This window comes from Arthrobacter sp. AB6, assembly GCF_031844545.1.
Taxonomy (GTDB): domain Bacteria; phylum Actinomycetota; class Actinomycetes; order Actinomycetales; family Micrococcaceae; genus Arthrobacter.
The window spans coordinates 92,106-112,210 of record NZ_JAUZVL010000011.1 but is presented as its reverse complement, the minus strand read 5'-3'; the positions used below and the strand labels follow the sequence as shown (position 1 = coordinate 112,210).

21 protein-coding genes are annotated in these 20,105 nt (G+C 67.3%); 5 read left to right on the top strand and 16 right to left on the bottom strand.

Annotated elements, in window-relative coordinates; genetic code table 11:
• Positions 1–64 precede the first annotated feature (64 nt).
• The 6 genes from rdgB to clpS form a co-directional block, all read right to left on the bottom strand.
• The gene (rdgB, locus tag Q9R30_RS11025; RefSeq protein WP_311217604.1) at positions 65–736 is read right to left on the bottom strand and encodes an RdgB/HAM1 family non-canonical purine NTP pyrophosphatase; all 672 of its coding nucleotides are present in this window, start codon (positions 734–736) and stop codon (positions 65–67) included.
• Positions 733–1,491 carry a ribonuclease PH gene (gene rph, locus Q9R30_RS11020; RefSeq protein ID WP_104998346.1) on the bottom strand — a complete coding sequence of 253 codons (759 nt, stop codon included), beginning with the start codon at positions 1,489–1,491 and terminating at the stop codon, positions 733–735. The genes rdgB and rph overlap by 4 nt, the downstream gene beginning before the upstream one ends.
• A gap of 54 nt (positions 1,492–1,545) precedes the next feature.
• Entirely contained in the window at positions 1,546–2,343 is a 798-nt protein-coding gene (locus Q9R30_RS11015; RefSeq protein WP_311217603.1) for an MBL fold metallo-hydrolase, read from the bottom strand.
• Positions 2,340–3,335 carry a glutamate racemase gene (murI, locus tag Q9R30_RS11010; RefSeq protein WP_311217613.1) on the bottom strand — a complete coding sequence of 332 codons (996 nt, stop codon included), beginning with the start codon at positions 3,333–3,335 and terminating at the stop codon, positions 2,340–2,342. The genes Q9R30_RS11015 and murI overlap by 4 nt, the downstream gene beginning before the upstream one ends.
• A 123-nt stretch (positions 3,336–3,458) precedes the next feature.
• Positions 3,459–4,025, bottom strand: coding sequence for a DUF2017 domain-containing protein (locus tag Q9R30_RS11005; RefSeq protein ID WP_104998349.1), 567 nt, complete (start codon positions 4,023–4,025; stop codon positions 3,459–3,461).
• Positions 4,018–4,401, bottom strand: a complete 384-nt coding sequence (gene clpS / locus Q9R30_RS11000) for an ATP-dependent Clp protease adapter ClpS (RefSeq protein WP_104998350.1) — start codon at positions 4,399–4,401, stop codon at positions 4,018–4,020. Before clpS ends, Q9R30_RS11005 begins: the two co-directional genes overlap by 8 nt.
• 214 nt (positions 4,402–4,615) lie before the next feature.
• Between clpS and Q9R30_RS10995 the strand changes: the two genes are divergently transcribed.
• Both Q9R30_RS10995 and Q9R30_RS10990 read left to right on the top strand, forming a co-directional pair.
• Positions 4,616–5,944, top strand: coding sequence for a nicotinate phosphoribosyltransferase (locus Q9R30_RS10995; RefSeq protein ID WP_104999769.1), 1,329 nt, complete (start codon positions 4,616–4,618; stop codon positions 5,942–5,944).
• A 9-nt stretch (positions 5,945–5,953) separates the two neighbouring features.
• Positions 5,954–6,592, top strand: coding sequence for an isochorismatase family protein (locus Q9R30_RS10990; protein WP_311217602.1), 639 nt, complete (start codon positions 5,954–5,956; stop codon positions 6,590–6,592).
• 20 nt (positions 6,593–6,612) lie between these two features.
• Here the strand turns inward: Q9R30_RS10990 and Q9R30_RS10985 are convergent, their stop codons facing one another.
• The 8 genes from Q9R30_RS10985 to Q9R30_RS10950 form a co-directional block, all read right to left on the bottom strand.
• Positions 6,613–8,394, bottom strand: coding sequence for a DEAD/DEAH box helicase (locus tag Q9R30_RS10985; protein WP_104998352.1), 1,782 nt, complete (start codon positions 8,392–8,394; stop codon positions 6,613–6,615).
• Positions 8,394–8,726 carry a DUF3039 domain-containing protein gene (locus Q9R30_RS10980; RefSeq protein ID WP_373461535.1) on the bottom strand — a complete coding sequence of 111 codons (333 nt, stop codon included), beginning with the start codon at positions 8,724–8,726 and terminating at the stop codon, positions 8,394–8,396. Before Q9R30_RS10980 ends, Q9R30_RS10985 begins: the two co-directional genes overlap by 1 nt.
• A 140-nt stretch (positions 8,727–8,866) precedes the next feature.
• Positions 8,867–9,649 carry a glucosamine-6-phosphate deaminase gene (nagB, locus tag Q9R30_RS10975; RefSeq protein WP_104998354.1) on the bottom strand — a complete coding sequence of 261 codons (783 nt, stop codon included), beginning with the start codon at positions 9,647–9,649 and terminating at the stop codon, positions 8,867–8,869.
• A 21-nt stretch (positions 9,650–9,670) separates the two neighbouring features.
• Positions 9,671–11,242, bottom strand: coding sequence for a transporter (locus Q9R30_RS10970; RefSeq protein ID WP_311217601.1), 1,572 nt, complete (start codon positions 11,240–11,242; stop codon positions 9,671–9,673).
• Positions 11,224–12,045 (bottom strand): ABC transporter ATP-binding protein, encoded by an 822-nt coding sequence (locus Q9R30_RS10965; RefSeq protein ID WP_104998356.1) that lies wholly within the window; start codon positions 12,043–12,045, stop codon positions 11,224–11,226. The genes Q9R30_RS10970 and Q9R30_RS10965 overlap by 19 nt, the downstream gene beginning before the upstream one ends.
• Before the next feature lie 122 nt (positions 12,046–12,167).
• The gene (locus Q9R30_RS10960) at positions 12,168–13,271 is read right to left on the bottom strand and encodes an NADH:flavin oxidoreductase/NADH oxidase (RefSeq protein ID WP_311217600.1); all 1,104 of its coding nucleotides are present in this window, start codon (positions 13,269–13,271) and stop codon (positions 12,168–12,170) included.
• A complete protein-coding gene (locus tag Q9R30_RS10955) occupies positions 13,271–14,272 on the bottom strand; it encodes a tetratricopeptide repeat protein (protein ID WP_104998358.1) in 1,002 nt (333 codons plus the stop codon). Before Q9R30_RS10955 ends, Q9R30_RS10960 begins: the two co-directional genes overlap by 1 nt.
• Positions 14,273–14,325: 53 nt before the next feature.
• A complete protein-coding gene (locus Q9R30_RS10950) occupies positions 14,326–16,014 on the bottom strand; it encodes a hypothetical protein (protein ID WP_199775246.1) in 1,689 nt (562 codons plus the stop codon).
• A gap of 191 nt (positions 16,015–16,205) precedes the next feature.
• Here Q9R30_RS10950 and Q9R30_RS10945 point away from each other — a divergent pair, with 191 nt between their 5' ends.
• Positions 16,206–17,516 (top strand): AI-2E family transporter, encoded by a 1,311-nt coding sequence (locus tag Q9R30_RS10945; RefSeq protein ID WP_104998359.1) that lies wholly within the window; start codon positions 16,206–16,208, stop codon positions 17,514–17,516.
• A gap of 32 nt (positions 17,517–17,548) precedes the next feature.
• Here the strand turns inward: Q9R30_RS10945 and Q9R30_RS10940 are convergent, their stop codons facing one another.
• Together Q9R30_RS10940 and Q9R30_RS10935 are read right to left on the bottom strand one after the other, a co-directional pair.
• On the bottom strand, positions 17,549–18,349 hold the full coding sequence (locus tag Q9R30_RS10940) for an alpha/beta hydrolase (protein WP_104998360.1): 801 nt from the start codon (positions 18,347–18,349) through the stop codon (positions 17,549–17,551).
• 44 nt (positions 18,350–18,393) lie between these two features.
• On the bottom strand, positions 18,394–18,750 hold the full coding sequence (locus Q9R30_RS10935) for an ATP/GTP-binding protein (protein ID WP_104998361.1): 357 nt from the start codon (positions 18,748–18,750) through the stop codon (positions 18,394–18,396).
• A gap of 116 nt (positions 18,751–18,866) precedes the next feature.
• On the opposite strand from Q9R30_RS10935, the gene nucS reads away from it, so the two are divergent.
• Together nucS and Q9R30_RS10925 are read left to right on the top strand one after the other, a co-directional pair.
• Positions 18,867–19,562, top strand: coding sequence for an endonuclease NucS (gene nucS, locus Q9R30_RS10930; protein ID WP_104998362.1), 696 nt, complete (start codon positions 18,867–18,869; stop codon positions 19,560–19,562).
• Positions 19,563–19,862: 300 nt separating this feature from the next.
• Entirely contained in the window at positions 19,863–20,066 is a 204-nt protein-coding gene (locus Q9R30_RS10925; RefSeq protein ID WP_011692441.1) for a cold-shock protein, read from the top strand.
• Positions 20,067–20,105 lie beyond the last annotated feature (39 nt).

The window sequence follows — 20,105 nt, the reverse complement described above, 5'->3', positions numbered from 1 at the left end:
TGTGCCCCCGTTCCGCCGGTGGCACACCTTTTTGTTTGTCCAGCCAGCCGGCCACCGGCAGGCGTCAGGCCTTTGGCGCCCGAAGGGCCTCAACGATGGCAGGGAGCAGGGCGCGGAACGCCTTGCCCCGGTGGCTGATGGCGTTCTTCTCCTCGGCGGACAGCTCGGCACAGCTGCGGTCCTCCCCCGCGGGCTGGAGCACCGGATCGTAGCCGAAGCCGCCGTTCCCCCGCGGCTCGCGCAGCAGGATCCCCTCGAGTTGCCCGTATTCCACTACCTCGCGTCCGGGGGCGCCATCCATGTCCGGGACAGCGAGGGCCGCCGCGCAGACGAATGCGGCGCCCCGATGGTGGTCCGGAACGTCCGAGAGCTGGCTGAGCAGAAGCCGGAGGTTGGCGTCGTCGTCGCCGTGGCTGCCGGCCCACCGGGCTGAGAAAATCCCCGGCGCCCCACCCATGACGTCCACGGCAAGGCCGGAGTCGTCCGCGATGGCCACCAGGCCGGTGGCCTCGGCAACGGCCCGGGCTTTGAGCAGGGAATTCTCGGCGAACGTCACGCCTGTTTCGACGACGTCCGGGGCACCTGCAGCCGCCGCGTCCACCACCTGGGTGTCGACGTCGAGCCCGGGCACCTGTCCGCGCAGCAGTTCGCGCAGTTCCCGGAGCTTGCCCTTGTTGTGCGTGGCAAGGACCAGGCGGGGGGCTGTGCCTTGCCACGGAGCGGGGGCCGTACTCACAGCGTGTCTGCCAGGGTTTCCCGCTGGATGGCCGCGAGCTGCGTAGTGCCCAGCAGGGCAAGGTCCAGAAGCTGGTCCAGTTCTGCCCTGTCAAAGGGTGCGCCCTCAGCCGTGCCCTGCACCTCCACGAATTTGCCGGAGCCGGTGACCACCACGTTCATGTCCGTTTCAGCCCGGACGTCCTCCACGTACGGCAGGTCCAACATGGGAACGCCGTCGATGATTCCCACGGACACCGCGGCGATGGTGTCGATGAGGGGCTGGGCGTTCTTTGCGATCAGCTTGTTGTCCCGGGCGAACCGGATGGAATCAGCGAGGGCAACGTAGGCGCCGGTGATGGCTGCCGTGCGGGTCCCGCCGTCGGCCTGGAGGACGTCGCAGTCCAGCACGATGGTGTTCTCGCCCAGGGCCCTCGTGTCGATGATCGAGCGGAGCGAACGGCCGATCAGCCGCGAGATCTCGTGCGTGCGGCCGCCGATCTTCCCCTTGACGGATTCGCGGTCGGAGCGGGTGTTGGTTGCCCTCGGCAGCATGGCGTACTCGGCGGTGACCCAGCCGCGGCCTTCCCCCTTGAGCCAGCGCGGGACCCCCGCGGTCAGGGAGGCGGTGCACAGGACCCGGGTGTTGCCGAACTCGATCAGGGCCGATCCTTCGGCCTGGGAAGACCATCCGCGGGTGATGCTGATGGGCCGGAGCTGGTCGGGAGCGCGGCCGTCGGCACGCACGATGGGCACTGCAGTTGCTTCAGAAGTCATGCCTTTAGCTTATCCACTGCAGGTGCTGCCGACGCCTGGCCCTGTTTCGGAGGCCTAGATGGTGTAGTGGACCCCGGCAACCGCCACCGCAACGTCGCCGCCGAACACCGGCCGGGCCTCCGCCATCACGGTGGTCTGGGACGTCCATACCGGAATGTGCGTCAGCAGGAGCCGGCGCGCCCCCGCGGCCGCGGCGGCCTCCCCCGCACGCTTGCCAGTGAGGTGGACGTCCTTGATGCCGTCGTCGCGGCCTTCCTCGAATGCAGCTTCGCACAGGAAAAGGTCGGCGTCCTTCGCGGCTTCCTCAAGCCCGGCGCAGGAATCGGTATCACCGGAGTACGTCAGGGTCCGCGAGACGGTGCCGCCCTCCTTGTCCGGTTCCACCACTTCCACCCGCAGGGCGTAGGCCTCCTCCACGGGGTGGTTCACTGCAAAGGGGGTAACAGTGAAGGGGCCCACGGTGACCGGCTGGCGCTCGGTCCAGTTGGTGAAGTCGAATTCCTCATGCATGCCCGGGTCCAGCGGCAGCCCGTAGGCGGTGGCCATCCGGTCTGCAGTGGCGGCCGGTCCCCAGACCGGAATCCGTCCCCGGCCCCAGCCGCCGGGCTTCCAGCGGACGGCCACGTGGAGGCCGCAGAGGTCCATGCAGTGGTCGGGGTGCAGATGGGTCAGGAAGATCGCGTCGATGTCCTCGAGGTCCGTGTACCGCTGGATGGCCCCCAGTGCGCCGCTGCCCAGGTCCATGACCACTTTCCAGGTCCGCTCGCCGTCGTTCGCGGTCAGGAGGTAGCAGGATGCAGGCGATCCGGGACCGGGAAACGAGCCGGTACAGCCGACGATGGTGAGCTTCACTGGCCCGGCCCCCCGGTGGCTGACGTGCCAACAAAGTTGGAGATCCGCGGACGGGCGGCGGCGTTCCGGGCGGCAGCGATCATCTCGGGGGTGATCCGGGCCAGGCTGCCGGTGGGGTACTGCGCGGACACATGGTCCACGTGCCGGACGGAGAGCACTTCCGGGCCAAGGAACCGCCTGGCCAGGGCCTCGAACTGGCCGGCGTCTCCGGTTGCCACAAAATGGTGTTCCGGGGGTGCGGCATCCGTGCGCTGGAGACCGTGCGTGGCAAGGGCGCGGTAGACGTCCTTGGCGGTCTCCTCGGCGCTGGATACGAGGGTCACGTCCGCTCCCATGACGTAGGAGATGACCCCGGTGAGCAGCGGGTAGTGCGTGCAGCCCAGGACCACCGTGTCCACGCCCGCCGCCTTGAGGGGAGCAAGATACTCCTCGGCAACAGCAAGCAGGGCCGGCCCGGTGGTGATGCCTGCCTCCACGTAGCTGACGAATTCAGGGCATGCCACCGAAGTGATCGCCAGGTCGGGAGCCGCGGCAAACGTGTCCTCGTAGGCCCGCGACCCCACCGTGGCGGAGGTACCGATCACGCCCACCCGTCCGCTGCGGGTTGCAGCCACGGCACGACGCACCGCCGGCTGGATGACCTCGATGACGGGAATGCCGTACTTGGCCGTGTAGCGCTCGCGGGCGTCCCGCAGGACAGCGGCCGACGCCGAGTTGCAGGCAATGGTGAGCAGCTTGACCCCGGAGTCCACCAGTTCGTCCATCACGCCGAGGGCGTTTGCCCGCACCTCCGCGATGGGCAGGGGGCCATAGGGTCCGTGCGCCGTGTCCCCCACATAGAGGATGGACTCGTTGGGCAGCTGGTCGATGATGGACCGTGCCACCGTCAGGCCGCCCACGCCGGAATCAAAGACACCGATGGGCCGTGACTCCACGGCGGCAGGGAAGTCGCTGGCGTCGGACCCGGCGGCAGCGCCTGCCGGCGGATCCATGCTCGAGGCTCTACTCATGATTATTCGAGGATAGGGCTTCCCTGCAGCCCCAGCCATGAACTTGTGGCCAGCAGCTCATGTCTGGTGTGTCACAGCACGGGGACGGAGAACGGCCTGCGCCGCTCATCGGCGGGCGTCCAGGGACTGCAGCATGGCCTGGACCAGTGACTCCTGGAGCCAGGTGGCAAAGTTGTAAACCAGCGCCAGGTAGCTTTCCACGTCCTCGGCCTGGGACCAGTCCTGCATGAGGTGGACGTGTTCGGCATCCTCCTCATCCTGGATGTCCAGCCGCTCAGCCAGGACAAGCCGGACATCGTTCAGCGCCATGGACCAGTGCTTCGCCCCTTCGGGCGTCAGCACGATCTCGTCCTTGTCCAGGTCCAGGGCGGCCGCCTGCAGGGCGCCGATCTTCGTCTCCCGCAGCGACCGTTCGGTGAGCTGGCGGAACTCAAGGGACGCACCGGCGTCGTCCTTCATGACATTGGGAAGGAGCCGCTTGACGGCGCGGTCCGACGGCTCGGCGACGTCCATGTCCAGTCCGATCAGTGCAGCCAGCGGATCCTGACCGGCCCGTTCCTCCGGCTGGAGCATGGAAATGACGTCACTGATGAGGCTGCGCAGCAGGTCCCGCTCCGCCGGTTCCAGGTAGCCGGCAATGCCCTTGAGTCCGTATTTGAATGCCTTAGCCACGTTTCCCCTTGCCCTGGCCCGGTCCGCCGGATTTCCGGGAGGGGCCGCCGTTCCCGCCGCTGGCCTTCTCCACTGTTGCCCACAGGCCAAAGCCGTGCATCGCCACCGCGTGACGCTCCACCTGTTCCTTGCTGCCGGAGGCAACAATGGAGCGGCCCTTTTTGTGGACCTCCATCATGAGCTTGTTCGCCTTGCTCTCCGAGTAGCCGAAGTAGCTCTGGAAAACGTAGCTCACGTAGCTCATGAGGTTGACGGGATCGTTCCAGATCACCAGGTTCCAGGGGATGTCCGGTGCGGTCAGGGAATCGGTGGATTCCGCTGTTCCGGTCCGGGTGCCCACCTGTGTATCAGGGCCGGGCGCAACGCTAATGGTCATCTGTCCATTCTATGGGGAGGACGGCCCCTCGCCGGCGAGGGGCCCGCGGCGAAGCGAAGCGAGACGTGGGAGCCGGTGGGTGGGCCCACGCCGGCGGGGGTCCCGCGGCGAAGCGAAGCGAGACGTGGGAGCCGGTGGGTGGGCCCACGCCGGCGAGGGGCCCGCGGCGAAGCGAAGCGAGACGTGGGAGCCGGTGGGGACTAGAGTGATTTTCGTGAGTACCTCCACCGGCTGGGACCATCCCCGCACGTCCTTTTACACCGACCACTACGAGCTGACCATGCTGCAGGCGTCGCTCCATTCGGGGGCCGCGCACCGCAAGTCGGTGTTCGAGGCGTTCGCCCGCCGCCTGCCGGACGGCAGGCGCTACGGGATCGTGGCGGGCACCGGACGGCTGCTGGAGGGCATCGCCAACTTCCGCTTCGGGGACGCCGAGCTGGACTTCCTGGAGCGCACCAAGGTGGTCAATGCGCAGACCCTTGAATACCTGGCCTCCTACCGTTTTTCCGGGGATATCTGGGGCTATCCCGAGGGTGAAGCGTACTTTCCCAACTCCCCCATCCTGATCGTCGAAGCCACCTTCGCCGAAGCCTGCATGCTGGAGACCTACCTGCTGTCCGTGCTTAACCACGACAGCGCCATCGCCTCTGCCGCGTCCCGCATGGTCAGTGCCGCCGGAGGCCGCCCCTGCATCGAGATGGGCTCCCGGCGCACCCACGAGGAAGCGGCCACCGCCTCCGCCAGGGCGGCCATCATTGCCGGGTTCGACAGCACCTCCAACCTTGAGGCCGGCATCCGCTACGGGATCAGGACGGTGGGCACCGCCGCCCACTCCTTCACCCTCCTGCACGACACCGAACGCGACGCGTTCGAGGCACAGATTGCGTCCCTCGGGCACCATACGTCCCTGCTGGTGGACACGTACGACGTCGAAGCGGCCGTCCGCACGGCAGTGGACCTTGCGGGTCCCCACCTGGGAGCGGTCCGGCTGGATTCCGGAGACCTGGTTGCACAGGCCCAGTGGGTGCGCCGCCTCCTGGACGACCTCGGCAACGAGAACACCAAGATCGTGGTCACGTCCGACCTCGACGAGTACGCCATTGCTGCCCTGCAGTCCGCCCCGGTCGATTCCTACGGCGTGGGCACCTCCCTGGTCACCGGCTCGGGCGCACCCACCGCCAGCATGGTCTACAAACTGGTCAGCCGCACGGACGATGACGGAAACTTCGTCTCCGTCGCCAAGGCGGCCAAGAACAAGGCCAGCGTAGGCGGCCGGAAATACGCGCTGCGCAAGCTGGATGAACGCGGCATCGCCACTGCCGAAGTGGTGGGCGTGGGGCACCGGCCCGAGGATGACGGCAATGACCGCCCGCTGCTCCAGCAGTTCATGAAGAACGGGGAGGTGCTGCCGGGCTGGACCGGCCATGAAGGCGTGCTCCGCGCGCGCCAGCGCCATGCGGATTCCATGGCGGAACTCCCCCCTGTGGTCAACCGCCTGCAGCGCGGTGAAGCCGCCATCCCTACTCTCTATGAAGAAAACTGAGGAGGACTGATGTCCCGCGCACTGATCATCGTCGACGTCCAGAACGATTTCTGTGAGGGCGGTTCGCTCGCCGTTTCCGGCGGTGCGGACGTTGCCGGCGCCATCAGCGAATATGTGGACGCCCACCACGGCGAGTTCGACCACATTGTGGCCACCCAGGACTGGCACATCGACCCCGGCGCCCACTTCTCCGACACGCCGGACTTCAAGGACAGCTGGCCGCCGCACTGCGTGGCCGGGACCCGGGGCGCCGAACTCCATCCGGACCTCGACACCGAATACATCCAGGCGTACTTCCAGAAAGGCCAGTTCGCCGCGGCCTACTCCGGCTTCGAGGGCCTCCTGGCCCCTGAAGACGCAGTGCCTACGGGAGAACGCCAGCCGGGAGCCCTGCCAGGACCGGCCGGCGAGGAAAAGTTTGCCCCGGACGAGGACGCGATCGGGCTGGATGACTGGCTGCAAAGCCACGACGTCGAAGACGTTGTGGTGGTGGGAATCGCCACCGACTACTGCGTCATGGCCACGGCCCTGGACGCCGTCCAGGCGGGCTACTCCGTCACCGTGCTCCGGTCCCTGACTGCGGGGATCGCGGAGGACCTGGAGGACGCAGTGGCCGAAATGGAACTCGGCGGGGTAGACGTCGCCTGATTCCCTGGCAGCTTCGGCCGCTACTTGCGGCCGATGAACCAGTCCTGGAGCTTCCGCAGCCGGGACTGCAGCTGTTCCTCGTTCGCCTGGGCAACCGGCGGGCCGCCGCACACCGTCCGCAGCTTGGTATGCACCACGCCGTGGGGGGTCCCCGTCCGGGCTGACCAGGCGGCCACGTTCTTGGCGAGCTCGTTCCGGAGGTCCATCAGCATCCGGTGGTCCGGGACGGCGGGCGCAGGGGCTTCCGCCGCGGCGGGCGCCTTCCGGTTTTTCCGGTTCAGCTGCTCGTGCTGGCGCTGCCGGAGGAGCGTGCCCACCTGTTCGGCGTCCAGCAGCCCGGGAATGCCCAGGAAGTCCATTTCGTCGTCGGACCCCACCTCGCCGCCGGTGCCGAACTCGCCGCCGTCAAACAGCACCCGGTCAAAGGAAGCCTGCGAGTCCAGGGCCTCGAACTTGCCCTTCGTCAGGCTGTCCGACGCCTTGTCCTCCCGGTTGGCCTCCGCCATCAGCGAGTCTTCCGGGTTGAACAGGCCGTCGGCGTCTTCCTTCTCCGGGCGGTCCAGGGCGTGGTCCCGTTCCGCCTCCATGGAGTTGGCCAGGGCCATCAGCTGCGGCACCGAGGGCAGGAAGACCGACGCCGTTTCCCCGCGCTTGCGGGCACGCACGAAGCGCCCCACAGCCTGGGCAAAAAACAGCGGCGTTGACGTTGACGTGGCGTACACGCCCACGGAAAGCCGGGGTACGTCAACGCCTTCGGACACCATCCGGACCGCCACCATCCAGCGTTTCTCGCTGGCGGTGAATTCCTCGATCTTGCTGGATGCCTTGGCGTCGTCGGAAAGGATGACCGTGGGCGATTCCCCGGTGATCCTCTTCAGCTGCCCGGCGTAGGCCCGCGCGTCCTCGTGGTCCGTGGCAATCACCAGCCCGCCGGCGTCGGGGACGGTCCGCCGGACCTCGCTGAGGCGCTTGTCAGCACCTGCCAGGACAGCGGGGATCCACTCACCGGCGGGATTCAGGGCAGTCCGCCACGCGTGGGAAGTGATGTCCTTGGTGACGGCGGCTTCGCCGAGCGAGGCCGCCATCTCTTCACCGGCGCTGGTCCGCCAGCGCATCTGTCCCGAATAGGCCATGAACATCACGGGACGGACAACGTGGTCCCGCAGGGCGTTGCCGTAACCATAGGTGTAGTCAGCCTTGGAGCGGCGGATCCCGTCCCGGTCCTCGGCGTACTCCACGAACGGGATGGGCGAGGTGTCCGAGCGGAACGGCGTACCGGTCAGCGAGAGGCGCCGCACTGCGGGGTCGAACGCCTCGCGCAGGCCGTCACCCCAGGACAGGGCCTCGCCGCCGTGGTGGATCTCGTCCAGGATCACCAGGGTGCGGGCAGCCTCGGTCTTGGCACGGTGCAGCAGCGGTTTGCTGGCCACCTGGGCATACGTGACGGCCACGCCGATGAAGCCGCGGCCGTGCTGGCCGTCCGAGTTCTTGAAGTTGGGGTCGATGGCGATCCCCACCCTGGCCGCCGCATCCGCCCACTGCCGCTTGAGGTGGTCAGTGGGCGCCACGATGGTCACCCGATTCACGGCGCCGGAGTCAATAAGCGTGGAGGCCACGCGGAGGGCAAAGGTGGTCTTGCCGGCGCCGGGGGTTGCTACCGCGAGGAAATCACGGGGGCTGTTGCGCAGGTATTGGTCAAGCGCTTCCTGCTGCCAGGCACGGAGTTTCGGGGCGGTTCCCCAGGCTGCGCGTTCCGGATAAGCCGGAGGCAGGGTGGGGCCGCCAAAGAGCGTCTCCGTCACTATTTGTTGTTGCCCGAGTCCCCTCCGGGACCCTTGCCGCCGTCGTTGCCCGGGCGGAGGCCGTCATAGACCTCTTTGCACATCGGGCACACCGGGAATTTCTGCGGGTCCCGGCCCGGCGTCCAGACCTTGCCGCACAGGGCGATGACGGGCTCCCCCGTCAGCGCGGACTCCATGATTTTTTCCTTGCGCACATAGTGCGAAAAGCGCTCCCGGTCCCCGGGTTCCACTTCCTGGCGCAGTTCCTCGCGCTCAATGGTGGCTGTGGACGATCCAGCCCCGGAAAGCTCGCGCATCGGGTCGTTCTCGAGAGGGTCCGTCATGCTAGTCATGCGACCCATCTTAGCCGTTCCGGCGGTGCGACGTTCGACGCCGGAGGCTGCCGCCGCGCCGCCCGGAACCGGCCGCCGTCGTACTTTTCCGCTGGGTACCGTGGCGGCCGGCCCACGGTCAGCCAGCGGCCAGCCGGTGGTCAGAGGCCCTGCCAGGCGGGCTTGTTGTCATAGGTGTGGCGATAGAAATCCGCCAGCTTCAGCGCCGAGGCGGCGGCCTGGTCCAGCAGGACGGTGGCGTGCGGATGGAACTGGAGGATCGACGCCGGGCAGATGGCCGAGACGGGACCCTCCACGAAGTCGCGGACCGCCTGGGCCTTGCGCGCGCCCGTTGCCACCAGGATGACATGCCGCGCCTCCATGATGGTTCCGAGGCCCTGGGTCAGGACGTGGTGCGGGACCTCGGCCAGGCTGCTGAAGAACCGGGCGTTGTCCCGCCGTGTCTGCTCGACGAGGCTTTTGATGCGGGTCCTGGAGGCGAAGGAGGACCCTGGTTCGTTGAAGGCGATGTGGCCGTCCGTACCCACCCCCAGGAGCTGGAGGTCGATTCCGCCGGCGGCCGCGATGGCTTCCTCGTAGGCGCGGCAGGCGGCCGGGATATCCTCGGCTGTCCCGTCAGGTCCGTGCACATTCTCCGGGGAGATGTTCACCCGGTTGGTGAATTCACGCCGGATGACTTCGCGGTAGGACTCGGGATGGCCGGCAGGAAGGCCCACGTATTCGTCCAGGGCAAAGGCGTGCGCCCGGCCAAAGTCCAGGCCGTCCCGTTCGTGCCGGGCGGCAAGCTCATCGTAGACGGGCAGCGGGGACGAGCCCGTGGCCAGGCCCAGGACGGCATCCGGTTTGCGCCGCAGGAGTTCCTCGATGGCGTCCGCGGCGAGCTTGGCGATCTGTTTGCTGCCGTTGAGGATGACTACTTCCATGCTGTTCCTTTCCGAAGCGTTTCAGCGGTTAACGGTCACTTGGGCCAGGAGCTCGGGACCGCGGGCGTCCAGCCATTTTCCGCCCAGCCGCACGCCTGCCACGAACAGGATCAGGCCCAGGGCCGTCCCTGCGGCAAGGTTGATCCAGCCGAAGAGCCTGTCGCCGGTCACCAGCTGGGCGGTCAGGAGCCCGGCCTCCGGCAGGACCAGGACCATCAGGACCACCAGTCCGCCGAACTGCACCGCGAGGGTCTGCCCCACATTGCCCGGCGGTTTCTTGAAGGGGCTGTCGCCCGGCACCGGAACGGCAACGGTGTAGCGGGCGGAGACAACCGAGGACAGGCCCAGGCCGGTGAACAGGACGCCCATGCTCAGGCCCAGCTGGCCGGGCAGGGCACCCCAGTCCCCGGTGAAGGCGGAGTGCCCGACGGCGAACACCAGCACCACGGGCAGGGCGAACGCCAGGCAGGCCAGGGCCCGGCCCAGCCGGTCCGCCACGCCCTGGACGCCCGTGGCCAGGTGGAGGGCGAACGCGGTGTTGTCGTAGGACACGTCGGCGGAGATGGACCAGGCGAGGATGAATGCGCACAGCGGGGCGAGGAAAGCCAGGCTGGTGTAATCCCCGGTCTGGCTGCCCTGGAACAGCAGCACCACGGGAAGCAGCGGGATCACCACCAGGGAGCCGGAATACCGGGGATCCCGGAACCAGTAGGTGAGGCATCTTGCCATCACCGCGCCCGCCGGGACGGCGGGCAGGATCCCCAGGAGTCCCAGCCTGCCGCCTTTCCGTTTCCCGCTGCCTGCGTAGGGAGGAGTCACCAGCGCGCGCTCGAGCAAAAGCTTCCAGGCCCACGCAAGGGCGGCAAGGGTTGCCGCGGAGAGTATCACCTTCAGGGCTGCCGGGCCCGGCTCGCCGGCGGCGACATCACCGGCAATGGACCATGGGGCCCCGAGCGGTGTCCAGGACAGCATGCGGGCAAAGCCGGGGAGGAATCCGGCGGACGAGGAGATGCCCTGGGCTACTCCTGCCACGATCGGCCCCATCAGGACCAGTGGCACCATGAAGGCGATGGCACTGACGTCTTTAAAGCGCCGTGACGCCGCCAGGCTTGCCGTTGCCGTGGTGACCACCTTGGCGATCACGACGCAGGTCAGCACCCCCAGCACTGCTCCTGCGAAGGCAGCGAGCGCGGGAAGGACGGCCCGGGACCACGTCACCACTGTTGCCAGTGCAACGAGGGACGTTGCCACCCCGGGAATTCCGACCAGGCCGCCCAGGGCCAGCCCCGCCAGCATCTGGTTCATAGGGATTGCAAAGGTCGTGAAGCGCGCAGGGTCCAGGGTCATATCCGTTGCTGACGCCACGACAGGCACGATCCCCCAGCCCAGGACGGCGGCGGACCCGCCCAGTACCACGGCGCCGTAGGCAAGATCGTGGGGCGCGTTGCGCAGCAGGACCAGGACCACCACCAGCATTCCCACCAGACCGAATGCATAGAGTCCGGCGAAGGCCAAGCCCACGAGCTGCCAGGGGCTGCGCCGCAGGCCGTTCCGCAGCAGGGTGAGCTTGAGCCTCAGAAGGTGCGCAACCATTCCAGTCCCTCCGTGTGGCTGCGGCCGCCAACCAGCTGGACGAACCGGTCCTCAAGTGTTGCCCCGTCGCGCACCTCGTCCACGGTTCCCGCGGCCAGCAGCCGGCCGCCGGCCACCACTGCCACGTGGTCGCACATCCGCTGGACCAGGTCCATGACGTGGCTGGACACCATGACCGTGCCGCCGGAGGCAACGTAACTGTCCAGGATCGAACGGATGTTAGCCGCGGAAATCGGGTCCACCGCCTCGAAGGGCTCGTCCAGGACCAGGAGCCTGGGCGCGTGGATGAGGGCGGAGGCCAGCGCAATCTTCTTGGTCATGCCCGCAGAGTAGTCCACCACCAGTGTCCCGGCGTCGTCCTGGAGGTCCATGGCCGCGAGCAGGTCCGCGACGCGCGTGGCCACGACCGCCTTGTCCATTCCCCGCAGCAACCCGGCATAGGTGATCAGCTGCTCCCCGGTCAGCCTGTCAAACAGCCGCACGCCGTCAGGCAGGATGCCCATTAACCGTTTGGCTTCCAGCGGTCTTTGCCATACGTCCACGCCATGGACCACCGCTGTTCCAAAGTCCGGGCGAAGCAGGCCGGTGGCCATGGACAGCGTGGTGGTCTTGCCGGCACCGTTGGGGCCCACTATGCCGTAGAAGGAACCAGCCGGCACGTCCAGGCTGATGCCGTCCACGGCGATTTTGCCGCCGAAGCGCTTGGCCAGTCCCCTGATGGACAAGGCAGGCAGGTGTGCCGCAGGGCCGGGAAGCGCGGCCGGGTCCGGTGGCAGCGCCGGGTCGGGTTGCGGAGCAGTCATGAAGCCAGCGTAGCCCTCAGTCCACCCCTTGGGGGTCCTCCCGCAGGACTAGTAGAAGAGGCGTGGCAACGCCGCTCCAGCTGTGCCCTTGTGCTGCCGGCGGGCCTCCAACGGGCCCGACGTCAGAACGAACGCCGGGGAACGGCCCGTTCGTATTGCGGCGGCCACGCAATATCGTGGCCCAGTTCGAAGGCGGCCCGCAGCCACCAGTGCGGGTCCCGCAGCGCTGCCCTGGCAATGAGGACGCCGTCAGCCTGTCCGGTGGCGATGGCATGTTCAGCCTGTCCCGCCGAGGTCAGCAGGCCAACGGTGCCGGTGGCAACTCCGGCTTCCTTGCGGATGGCGGCGGAAAAACCGGTCTGGTAGCCGGGGCCGGCCTTGATTTGCTGATGAGCCACGGCACCCCCGCTGGAAACGTCGATGAGGTCCACCCCGTGTTCGGCTGCCTGCCGGGCCAGGCGCACCGAAGCGGCAAGGTCCAGGTCCACCCCACCTTCCGCCCAGTCGCTGGCGGAGATCCTCAGGAGCAGCGGCATGGACTCCGGAATGACCGCCCGTACGGCGTCCACCACTGCGAGCATCAGGCGGTTCCTGCCGGCTTCGTCCCCGCCCCACTGGTCATCTCGGGTATTAATCAACGGGCTTTGGAACTGATGGAGCAGGTACCCGTGGGCGGCATGGATTTCCAGGGTGTCGAAGCCTGCGTCCACGGCACGTCCGGCAGCTGAGGCGAAATCGCCGATGACGCCGTGGATCTGTTCCCCGGTCATCGCGGCGGGAACGGCATAGCCGTCGAAAGCCGACGCCGAGGGGCCCACCGTGGTCCAGCCGCCGTCGGACTCCGGCACGCTGCCCTGCCTGCCGGAAAAGGGCCAGTAGGTGGAGGCCTTCCTGCCGGCATGGGCGAGCTGCACGCCGATCTTGGCCTCCGCCGGGCCGTGGCGGTGCACGAAGGACGTGATCCGCTGCCAGGCCTCGGCCTGTGCGTCATTGTAGAGGCCGGCGTCCCGGGGACTGATCCTGCCTTCGGCGTTGACGGCCGCTGCCTCGGTGAGGATCAGCGCTGCGCCGCCGGCGGCGAAGGACCCCAGGTGCATCAGGTGCCAGTCGTTCGGCACCCCGGGGGCGTCGTCGGGATCGCAGCTGTACTGGCACATCGGTGAGACCCAGCCCCGATGCCGGAGCTCCAGTCCTCGGAGTTTCAGCGGCTGGAACAGTGCCGGCACTAGAAGAGGACTCTCGCCAGTGCCTGGCGCGCCTTGCCCACCCGCTCGTCCGCGGCCCCCACTACGTCGAACAGCTCCAGCAGGCGGACGCGGGCAGTTTCACGCTCCGGGCCAAAGTTCCTCCCGATGAAGGAGACCAGCCGGTTCAGCGCATCCTCCACGTGGCCGCCCACCACATCCAGGTCCGCCACGCCCAGCTGGGCCTGAAGGTTGTCCGGTTCGTTGGCGGCCAGGATCCGCAGGGCTTCGCTGTCCTGCGCGGAGAGCGGCTGCAGCCTCGCCATCAGCTCCACCTGGGCCAGGCCGGCCTTTGCCTCGTGGTCCGAGGGCATTTCGGCCAGCGCCTGGCGGTAGGCCTCGGCTGCTGCGGCGTAGTCCCCCGCCTCAATGGCGTCAAAGGCCGCCTGGTGCAGCGGTGGCAGGGGCGCCGGACTGTCGTCTCCACCGGCACCGGCACCGGCGCCCAGGCTTCCGGTCACTCCGTTGGCCGCTGCCACCTTGAGCAGTTCGTCAAAGAGGCTGCGGACCTGCTGTTCGTCTGCGCCGCCCTGGAAGAGCGGTACTGGCTGGCCCTTGAGGACGGCCACCGCGGTGGGCACGGCCTGAACCTGGAAGGCCTGGGCCAACTGCGGGAACGCCTCGATGTCCGCGGCGCCGAGGACCAGGCGGCCGCCGTAGCTAGCCACCACCCGCTCCAGGACGTCCAGCATGGTTGCGGACTCCGGCGAGTAGGAAGCCCAGAGCGCAAAAACAACCGGAACCTGCGCGGAAAGCTCCACGAGCTGCTGGAAATTGCCTTCCGTGACGTTGACTTTCAGTTCCGGCGAACCGGGAGCATCGGGGGCCGCCCCTGCAGCGGCACCGGGAGATCCGCCCTGCGGCGTTCCGGTCCCGGCAGGGGACGCGGGGCGCTGCTTCAGCGTGGAAAGGTCGACGGCGCCGCGCAGGTTAAGCAGGTTGGCAGCGGCAGGAGGGACTGGGCGGGAAGCTGGCGAACTCATGCTTTCCACTCTAGCCACTCCGGCCGCTGCCGGGGCTACTGCGGGAACCGGGGTTACTTGAAGCTGGCCCCCGTCAGCCCGCGGGTCGCAGCGACGAGCTTCATCGGATCGGTTGACCCTGCGGGCGGCACGTACACGGCCACGGACTCCGCGAAGCTCAGGACCATGCCGGTGGTGGTTTCCTTGCCGCCGGCCAGGGCTGCGGCGTCGTCACCAATGGTGAGCTTGTCACCCGCGGCCTTGGGGGTTCCCTCGAAGCCGAAGTTGATCCGGCCCACGACCAGGGCGCCGCCGTCTGCCGTCCGGAAGACAACCGTATTTTCCGGAGCCACCTTATGGGTGAAGGAGAAGGTGCCGTTCTCGCCGGCCTTCACCACCTCGGCCTGGTAGGACAGGGTGTCGGCAATGTACGGCGAGGACTCCCCTTCCACGAGCTTGTCCTTGTAGGCGGACTCAGCGGAGGTAAGGCGGTCGGCAAGGCCTGACATGGCTTCCTCACCGCTGTAGAGCAGGCCGGTCTTGTCGCCGGCAGGCAATGTATCCGTACCGTCCCGGTTGATGGTGGGGAAGGTGGTGCCAGGCTGCAGCGGGTTGGTTTCCACGAGCTTGTAGTTTTCGCGCGGAGAGGGCTGGACCAAGGTCAGCAGCTGCGGCACCACGTTGCCATCACCCTGGGTTACGGCCATGACGGACCGCGGCCACTCGCGGTCGCTGGTCACCACGGTCGTGAGCAGCTTGGTGGAGCGGACCGGCATGCGGGCCTCGTAGGAGCCCACCTGGGAACGGATCTTGTAGTTCTGGGTGCGGACTTCGAGCTCGGTGCCACCCACGCGGTCCGCGAGCTTGGCCGCATCCTTTGCAGCATCGCCGGCGTCAACGGCGCTGGAGACCTGTTCCAGGATCCTGCGGAACTGGGCATCCAGCAGGACCGGTCGACCGGACTGCTCCTGCGCGGCGGACGAATCCGGGGAAGGCGCCGGCGACGTGGCGCTGGCGGCGGCACCGGTTCCGGCCACTACAGCAACAGCCATTACTCCGGCGGCCGCCATGGTAACCCGCGAGGACCGCGCCTCGTTGCGGGCCCGGGCGCGCTGCGCAAAGCCGCTGCCCTTGCCGTCGCCTTCGCCGTTGCGCTTGCGGGCGGAGAGCAGGGCCAGCGCGATTCCACCCAGGATCAGCAGCGAGCCGAGAGTGATCAGCGGGATGGCCCAAGGGGTGGACGTGTCATTGGGGAACGTCATGGAAACCGTGGCCGGCGCCGGCTTGGTTCCGTCGGACGCAAGCAGGAGGGTCCAGTCGCCGTCGGCCGGTGCGTTCCACGAGTACTCAAGCTCGCCGCTCGCGTTCTCGGTGGAAACCCAAAGGTCCGAGCCGGCCGGGTTGGGTGCAGTGGCTTCGCCGTCGGCGTGTTCAACCTGCAGCGATTTCCCGTCCCCGGACACGCCGGTGATGGTGTTGTGCGCAGTCTGGCCCACCCAGGCATCCACGTCGTCCGGGCGGCCCGCTGCCAGGAGGAAGCTGCCGTCGCCCTCGATATTGATCTTGACGGTCCCGCCGTGAAGGGTGCGCAGGTTTTGGTCGATCACGGTCAGCGGGGCCTCGGCAGCATCAACCGGCGCGGTGGCCGTAAAAGTCTCGGAGGGGGCCCAGATGGTTTTCTGGCCGATGCCGGCCAGAAGTGTCAGGAGGCCGAGCAGCACGAGTGCGACTGCAGTCTTTAAACGCAAGGGAACACCTATCATCAGCGGGGGTTTCCTATCAATAGTATCCGTTTTGTTATCGAAGGCCCGGACCAGGGCTTCGGCGGGGACCTCCAGCGTGCCGGCGGCCGGGCCGTTCCGCTGCTGTTGACAAGGCTGCTGATAGTGTTTGCGATGATCATCACACCGGCCCGCCGACGCGGTGCCGCCAACGGAACAGGCCCTTAAAACCAGTGACTGACAAGACGGACGAATCCTCCGCGGCGCCAGAGAACCCGGTGGGTGGGCAGCCGCCGGCAGCCGCTCCGCAGGGTCCTGCAGCTGCCCGCAGGAAGAGGCCCGCCGCGGCCGCCCTCGGGTTGCTCCTTCACCGCCTGCGCCAGCCCCTCCCCGGCGCCCAGCCCCGGCTCCGGTTCGAAATGCCGCCGGAGTACTCCCGCCAGAACGGGGAAGGCGCCAGCCATGACAGCGCGGTACAGCCGCAGTTCGGCAGTCCCGGCCCCCGGATCTCGCCGCAGCATCCCCTGTACCTGGGCTTCATGGGCACGGTGGGCGTCGGACTTGCCCTGCTGGTCTACTGGATTGGCTCCAACACCACGCAGCTGCTGCTGTGGATTGTGGCTGCGCTGTTCATAGCGCTGGGGCTCGAACCTGTGGTCGGCTGGCTGGAAAGCCGGAAGATCCCCCGGCCCGCGGGAATCCTGGTGTCCGTCACGGTGCTGGTAAGCGCCGTCGTCGGCTTTTTTGCCACCCTCATTCCCACCATCGTGGAGCAGGTCACGCAGATCGTCGAGCAGGCACCGGTGTGGATCCGGGACTTCATCGACTCCGACTTTTTCCGCAGCCTGGATGACCAGTTCGGCGTGCGCGACCGGATCACAGAGGAACTGGAGAAGTTCGTCAACGACCCCGCCGCTATGGGCGGGATTTTCGGCGGCGTGGTGGGCTTTGGCTCCACCGTGGCCAACGGCCTCTTCGGCACCCTGATTGTCCTGGTGCTGAGCCTGTACTTCCTTGCCGCCCTGCCAGCAATGAAGAAGTGGGGCTACCGGCTTGCTCCGCGGTCGCGGCGGCACCGCGTTGAAGCGCTGTCCGAGGAAATCACCCGATCGGTGGGCAACTATGTGATCGGCCAGGCGGTGGTTGCCCTCCTGAACGCCACCTTCGCCTTCATAGTGATGTCCATCGTGGGCATCCCTTTCGCCCTGCTGCTGGCGTTCGTGGTGGCCCTGCTGGCGTTCATTCCGCTGGTGGGCGGCATGATTGCGGGGATCGTGGTGCTGCTGGTTTCGCTCACCGAAGGCTGGCAGGCGGCGGCGGTCTACGCGATCTGCTACTTCGCCTACCTGCAGTTCGAGGCCTACTTCATCTCCCCGCGCATCATGCAGAAGGCCGTGGCGGTCCCCGGCGCCGTGGCCGTCATTTCAGTCATTGCCGGCGGCAGCCTGCTGGGCGTGCTCGGCGCGCTGATCGCCATTCCGACGGCGGCCGCCGTCCTGCTGCTGGTCAGGGAGATCTACATCGTCAGGCAGGACCAGCACTAGGTGTGCGTCACCGGACCGGCCCCAGTCGTTCCCTAGGCTGAAGCTGTTGCCGCGGGCCCGTTCCATTCGTGCGGCAGTCCGGCAGCGCCCGATCCCGCCTCGGTGACGTCATCCACAATTTCGTTGAGCACCCGGGAGGCGTACTTCTCCCCCACCCACAGGTGCTTTGCGCCGTCCACGCCCACCACGCGGGCCTGCGGGACCAGGCTGAAGCGTTCGGCCGCCTCGGCAGGCTTGAGGAAGTCGTCATGCTCCGGCACCAGCACTGTGAGCGGCTTTCCTGATGCGGCCCACTGGAGCAGGTCCTTGTCCGTGGCGCGGTGCAGCGGGGGCGAGAGCAGGACGGCGCCCTCAATCAGGGACGCCACCGGCTCTACGGCTCCGTACATGAGTGCGAGTTCCGTGCCAAAGGACCATCCCACCAGCCAGCGGTTGGGCAGGCCCCGCTCGACGGCGAAGCGGACCGCGGCCTCCATGTCATGGCGTTCCCCGACGCCCTCGTCGAAGGCCCCGCTGCTGGTTCCGTGCGGGGAGGCGGTTCCGCGGGTATTGAACCGCAGCACGGCGACGCCCGCGAGCGCCGGCAGCCGGTAGGACGCCTTGCGGTAGACATGCGAGTCCATGAAACCGCCGTGCGTAGGAAGGGGATGCAGGGTGATCAACGTGGCATTCACGGGGCCGGATTCCGGCAGCGCCAGCTCGGCCACCAGGGTGTGTCCGTCTTCCGTATCCAGCTTCACCAGCTCACGTTTGGCGGGCAGCACGGTTGAGGCACGGATGGGGGCCGGCCCTGCGGCCTGATGGAATTCGTACGACGCCGGATCAAAAGTCATGCCTGCCAGCTTAGCGACAGGGGGCGCGACTTTGTCCGCTGCCGCTAGCGGTAGCGGTAACTGCGCGACATCCAGCAGTTGGTGTGCCAGTGCCGCCGCTCGGCCAGGCCGGCAGCGGCCCCGAACAGGTGGTCGTCTTTCCAGACCACCAGATGGGCAACGCCGGGCAGCACCGCCGTGGAGCATTCCGGACATATGTAGGTCTTCTCGGCGTTCCGGGCGGTCATGGTGCGGACCATCCATTCGCCGTCGGGCGCACTCTCCCGCCGCGCGATGCCTGCACGTGCCCGTTCGAGGTCAAGCTCGGGGACGTCCTGGCCGCCCCTCTTTCCGGCGCCCGCTTTTCCGGACCCGGAACCCTTTCCGGATACGGGACGGCGGGGACGGTTGGAGCGCGGCATGCATCCATTCTGCCCCAGCGGCAGGTGGCTTGGCTCCCGATCCGGCCGGAGCCACCCGCCGCAGGGGGCCGAAGACCCGGCGGAGCCCGCACCGCGCAGACGGTAGTCTGTACGGCGTGCGACTTGTCATAGCCCGATGCTCCGTTGATTACGTTGGCCGGCTGAAAGCCCATCTCCCGCTGGCCACCAGGCTCCTGCTGGTGAAGGCCGACGGCTCCGTCCTGGTCCATTCCGACGGCGGTTCCTACAAACCGCTCAACTGGATGAGCCCGCCGGCGACGCTCCGGGTGACCTCCCCCGAGGACGTGGACCTCGAGCTCGGGGTGGTGGAGCAGTGGACCGTCCAGTCGGCCAAGACCGACGACCGGCTCATCATCAACATCCACGAAAAGCTCGACGAGTCCTCGCACGACCTCGGCGTGGACCCCGGGCTCATCAAGGACGGCGTGGAAGCGGACCTGCAGCGCCTGCTGGCGGAACAGATTGAAACACTGGGAACCGGCTACTCCCTCATCCGCCGGGAATACTTCACGGCCATCGGCCCGGTGGACATCCTTGCACGCGACGCCGAGGGCGCCACTGTGGCCATTGAGCTTAAGCGCCGCGGTGACATAGACGGCGTGGAACAGTTGACGCGGTACTTGGAACTGCTCAACCGCGACCCCCTTCTTGCCCCGGTCCGCGGGATCTTTGCGGCCCAGCAAATCAAGCCGCAGGCAAAGGTCCTCGCCAATGACCGCGGGATCGACTGCGTGACCCTCGATTACGACGCCATGCGTGGCGTTGACGACAGCGAGTCACGGCTTTTCTGACGGTCGGCCACGGTGTTCAAACCCCGGTTGAATAAGCTCCTGACATGCGCATTAACCTGTTTTTTGCCGAAAATTTGTCCGTTTCGCCGTGCAAACCGTTGACCTGCGGGAACGGGCATGAAATTCTTGTCTCAGTCTTTGTGTAGGTGTTTTTCATGCTCGCAAGACATGTTGCGAGCGCGAAGCTCCTGCAACTCCGATTCCCTTTCCGGGACGGTAATTCAGGATTCTTCTCGCGGAGTGACCAAGGCCGGCACGAGGTGTGCCGATCTTAAAAAGTTCCATAATGAGGAGAAATAAATGGCACAGGGAACCGTCAAGTGGTTCAACGCTGAAAAGGGCTTCGGCTTCATTACCCCGGATGACTCGGACGGGGACGTTTTTGTCCACTACTCCGAAATCCAGACCGGCGGCTTCAAGACCCTCGACGAGAACCAGCGGGTTCAGTTCGAAATCGGCCAGGGCGCCAAGGGTCCCCAGGCTACCGGCGTAACGCTGGTCTAGTCCCGCATTCCGGCCGCTGCTGCGGCCGGCAGCGAAACA